The organism is uncultured Methylobacterium sp., from assembly GCF_964251405.1.
In the GTDB taxonomy this organism is placed as follows: domain Bacteria; phylum Pseudomonadota; class Alphaproteobacteria; order Rhizobiales; family Beijerinckiaceae; genus Methylobacterium.
Window position 1 is genome coordinate 20,874 of sequence record NZ_CAXUJR010000048.1, and the last position, 3,661, is coordinate 24,534.

Sequence of the window (3,661 nt, forward strand, 5' to 3'; positions counted from 1 at the left end):
GCAAATCCGGCGAGACCAGGAAAAGCGACGACGACGCGTAACTCTTTGGGTTGTGCCGTCGAAGACCTCGGCGACACCGCAGCCGTCGGCCGGTGTGTTCCGCAAAGAGGATACCGACCTATGCGCACTCAACTCCGTCTCGCGGTCTCCGCTCTCTTCCTGTCCGCCGCCGTCGCGGGGGCACCGGCCTTCGCCGCCGAGTCGATGGCAAAGGACAGCATGACCAAAGATTCGATGGCCAAGGATTCGATGGCCAAAGATTCCATGAAGAAGGATGGCATGGCCAAAGACACCATGGCCAAAGACGGGATGACCAAGGATTCCATGTCCAAGGATTCGATGGCCAAGGACTCGATGAAGAAGTAGGCCGCGTCGGTCGCATCGACGTCCGATGAATTGTGGGCGGGACCGTCCGCGCGGCTCCCGCCCCGCCTTGACTTGCGCGCATTTCGCGAATAGCCCGCCCCTCACATCAGACGTTCGTTCGTCACCGCAGAACGCCGACCGGCCCATCGAGGCCGGAGGTCAACGCCCGACAGCGCGATGCGCCCTCGGGCGTGTCTTGCGTTGGAAAGCGGCGTCGCCACCCCGTTGCGCGATTTCAAACGAGCCGCATGCCCGACGCCTCGCCCTCCCCCGTCCCCAGCATCGCCGATGCGGTGAACGACACCTGCCCCTGGTCGGGCAAGCCGATCGCGCCGGATTCGCTGACGCTCTACAACGGCGCCGTCGTGGGTTTCTGCAATCCCGATTGCCGGGACAAGTTCGCCCGGGCCGTCCAGTCCTTCGAGGCCGCGCTGCAGGCGCGCCGCGTCACCAACGCGGGTCTCGACCAGTGACGCCGACCATCTAGGGAAGCCGCCCGCATGTTCGAAGGCCTGTCCGACCGGCTATCCGGCATCCTGTCCGGGCTCACCCGCCGTGGTGCGCTCACCGAAGCCGACGTCACCGCGGCCCTGCGCGAGGTTCGTCGCGCACTTCTGGAGGCCGACGTCGCCCTGGAGGTGGTGCGGGACTTCACCGAGAAGGTGCGCGAGAAGGCGGTGGGCGCCGTCGTCGTCAAGTCGGTGACGCCCGGCCAGATGGTCGTCAAGATCGTCAACGACGAGCTCGTGGCGATGCTTGGCTCGGACGCCGGCATCATCGACCTCAATGCGCCGGCCCCCGTCGCCATCCTGATGGTCGGCCTGCAGGGCTCGGGTAAAACCACCACCACCGCCAAGATCGCCCGCCGCCTCACGAGCCGCGACAAGCGCAAGGTTCTGCTCGCCTCGCTCGACACCCGCCGCCCGGCAGCCATGGAGCAGCTCGCGGTCCTCGCCGCCCAGGTCGGCGTCGAGAGCCTGCCGATCATGGCCGGGCAGTCGGCCGTCCAGATCGCCCGGCGCGCGATGGATGCGGCCCGGCTCGGCGGCTTCGACGTGGTGATGCTCGACACCGCCGGCCGCACCACGCTGGACGAGACGCTGATGACGGAGGCGGCCGAGGTGAAGGCCGCCACGAACCCGCACGAGGTGCTCCTCGTCGCGGATGCCCTGACCGGTCAGGACGCGGTGGTCACCGCCCGCGCCTTCGACCAGCGCCTCGGCGTCACCGGCATCGTGCTCACCCGCATGGATGGCGATTCCCGCGGCGGCGCGGCGCTCTCCATGCGTGCCGTTACCGGCAAGCCGATCAAGCTCGTCGGCACTGGCGAGAAGGTCGACGCGCTCGAGGAGTTCCACCCCTCGCGCGTCGCGAACCGCATCCTCGGCATGGGCGACATCGTCTCCCTCGTCGAGAAGGCGGCCGAGACGATCGATCACGAGCAGGCCCTGCGCACCGCCGAGAAGATGCGCAAGGGCAAGTTCGACCTCGACGACCTGTCGATGCAGCTCGGCCAGATGGAGAAGATGGGCGGCATCGGCGGACTGATGGGCATGCTGCCGGGCATGGGCGCCATCAAGAAGCAGGTCGAGGGCGCCAACCTCGACGAGAACATGTTCAAGCGCCAGCGCGCGATCATCTCGTCGATGACCGCCCAGGAGCGCCGGAACCCCGACATCCTCAAGAACTCGCGCAAGAAGCGCATCGCAGCGGGTTCGGGAACGAAGGTCGAGGAGCTCAACAAGCTCCTCAAGATGCACCGGACCATGGCCGACATGATGAAGGCGATGGGCTCGGGCAAGCGCGGCATCGGCCAGGCGCTGGGGAGCATGTTCGGGATGGGCGGCGGGATGGGCGGCATGCCGGGCGGAATGCCCGGTCTACCGCCCGGCATGCCCGAGCCAACGCCCGAGATGATCGCCGACATGCAGAAGCAGATGGGCGGCAAGCTGCCTCCGATGCCTCCGGGCCTCGGGGGCGGAAAGATGCCGGGCCTTCCGGGGCTCGGCGCGAAGGGCGGGCTGCCGGGCCTCGGCGGTTTTCCATTCGGGAAGAAGAAATGACTTGGGCGAATGGCGAATGGCGAATGGCGAATAGGAAGGGTGCGCCTCGTGCCCCCATTCGCCACTCCCCATTCGCCATTCGCTTGATCCAAACCCTCACCACACACCGGTAGCTAGGAGAAAACCATGTCCCTCAAGATTCGCCTCACCCGTGGCGGCGCCAAGAAGCGCCCGTACTACCGCATCGTCGTCGCCGACGCCCGCGCGCCGCGCGACGGTCGTTTCATCGAGAAGGTCGGCGTCTACGACCCGATGAAGGCCAAGGACGATCCGGCCCGCATCGTTCTCGAGAACGAGAAGATCACGGCCTGGCTCGCCAAGGGCGCCCAGCCGACCGACCGCGTCCTGCGCTTCCTCGATGCCGCCGGCCTCGCCAAGCGCCCGGCCCGCAACAACCCGCAGAAGGCCGAGCCCGGCGAGAAGGCCAAGGAGCGCGCCGCCAAGCGCGCCGAGAAAGCCGCCGCTCCCCCGGCCGAAGACGCCGCGGCGTAAGCCTTCCTCCCCTCCCCCTTGTGGGGAGGGGTCGGGGGTAGGGGTGGTTCCGCTGGCCTCCGCAGCGGGTCACCGATCCACCCCCACCACCCTCTCCTCCCCCCTTGTGGGGAGAAGAGTGGCCCGAACTGATCAACCGAATCTGGACCGCTGATGGCTCGTCGTCCCGGATCATCCTCCCGCGGTAGCCAACGGACCGACCGGCCCGGTCGGCTCGACCCCGGGGCGGTCACCGCACCGCACCGTCCCGAACCTGATTCCGACGCGCCGCTGCCGGCCACCGATCCGAGCCTCGTGCAGATGGGCGAGTTCGGCCGCGCCCACGGACTCAACGGCGAGGTTCGGCTGAAATCCTACTCCGGCGACCCGTTGGCGATATCCTCGTATGGGCTGCTGATCGGCGCCGACGGACGGCGCATTGAGCTCACCGATGTGCGACGGGCCGGCGGCGCATCGCCCGATCTCCTCGTGGTGCGGGTGAAGGGCATCGCCGACCGCACCGGCGCGGAAAGCCTGAACCGCCTCGCGCTCTATCTCCCGCGCGCCCGTCTCGGAGAGGTCGAGGACGAGGACGAGTTCTTCACCGCGGACCTCGTTGGCCTCGATGTCGTCGATGGTGCCGGAACCGTGCTCGGATCCGTCACGGACGTGCCGAATTACGGCGGCGGCGATCTCCTGGAGATCAGGCCGGCCGCCGGCGGGGCCACCGCCCTGCTGCCCTTCACCAAGGCCTTCGTGCC

Annotated in this window: 5 protein-coding genes; all 5 read left to right on the plus strand. The window is 68.0% G+C overall.

Features of this window, described 5'->3' with window-relative positions; all coding sequences use genetic code 11:
• Positions 1-366: pentapeptide MXKDX repeat protein (locus ACFE7U_RS10585; protein ID WP_375409683.1), on the plus strand; the 366-nt coding region annotated here is incomplete at its 5' end.
• Positions 367-614: 248 nt separating this feature from the next.
• The gene (locus ACFE7U_RS10590; RefSeq protein WP_375409684.1) at positions 615-839 is read left to right on the plus strand and encodes a glutathione S-transferase; all 225 of its coding nucleotides are present in this window, start codon (positions 615-617) and stop codon (positions 837-839) included.
• A 27-nt stretch (positions 840-866) separates the two neighbouring features.
• The gene (gene ffh / locus ACFE7U_RS10595) at positions 867-2,429 is read left to right on the plus strand and encodes a signal recognition particle protein (protein WP_375409685.1); all 1,563 of its coding nucleotides are present in this window, start codon (positions 867-869) and stop codon (positions 2,427-2,429) included.
• A 126-nt stretch (positions 2,430-2,555) separates the two neighbouring features.
• A complete protein-coding gene (gene rpsP, locus ACFE7U_RS10600; protein WP_375409686.1) occupies positions 2,556-2,921 on the plus strand; it encodes a 30S ribosomal protein S16 in 366 nt (121 codons plus the stop codon).
• A gap of 153 nt (positions 2,922-3,074) precedes the next feature.
• Positions 3,075-3,661 (plus strand): ribosome maturation factor RimM (gene rimM / locus ACFE7U_RS10605; protein WP_375409687.1); only part of this gene is annotated, 587 nt, incomplete at its 3' end.